We start from the raw sequence: 688 nt of genomic DNA on the forward strand, positions 1-688 counted from the left end.
CTTTCCTAGCGACAAAGCGCAGCAGATGTGCCCTTCAGGCCGCGCCCTCCGGGTCTTCCAGGCTGGCCCGCACTCGTTGTTGCGCTTTTTCGACAGGCAACCAGCATGCCATCAAAATCGCGCCTAGATTGCGAGCCAGCCTGAAAGACTGAGCATGCAAGGAGTTATTCAGAGGCTCCCCTAGCCATCGACAGCAATCAGGGTGATCAGTACGGCTTCAGCTATAATCATCAAAGCATGCAGCAGGCCCAGTCTCGCGCACTGAGCGAATGCGGTTACGGTTGTCGGGTGGTGCAGACGTTCTCCAGGGGCTGTGCTGCCTATGCGGCGGATCAGTCCTCGGGAAGCTCCGCCTATGGCTGGGGCACCGCCTCCAGCGGCAGCCAGGCCCAGAGCACAGCGCTGCAGTATTGCGCCCGTCAGGGTGGCCAGCGCTGCATGGTGCGTGCCTGGGGTTGTAACGGCTAAGTCGCTGGCTTCAGGCGTACAGGGCGGCAACCGCCTGGTGTCTTTTTTTGTGCTGGGCAAATCGCACCGCAGCCATGACCCCGTGTCCGAACAGAAGACCTGCGGCCAGTAGCAACCACAGCACATTGATCGCCGCCGGTTTTATGGTGTCGCGATGGCGGGTCAGGTCCAGGCTGAGTGTCGCTGGCGCGTCGCCGCTACCGGGCTGGTATGCCGTGAC

Annotated in this window: 2 protein-coding genes; one reads left to right on the forward strand and one right to left on the reverse strand. The window is 61.6% G+C overall.

Annotation, left to right across the window (positions count from 1 at the left end):
• Window positions 1-186 precede the first annotated feature (186 nt).
• A complete protein-coding gene (locus A3730_RS01995) occupies window positions 187-468 on the forward strand; it encodes a DUF4189 domain-containing protein (RefSeq protein WP_063519054.1) in 282 nt (93 codons plus the stop codon).
• A gap of 10 nt (window positions 469-478) precedes the next feature.
• Here A3730_RS01995 and A3730_RS30885 read toward each other — a convergent pair.
• Window positions 479-688, reverse strand: a 210-nt coding sequence (locus A3730_RS30885; protein WP_197477225.1) for a hypothetical protein, incomplete at its 5' end; no start/stop codon positions are given.

This window comes from Alcanivorax sp. HI0044, assembly GCF_001634945.1.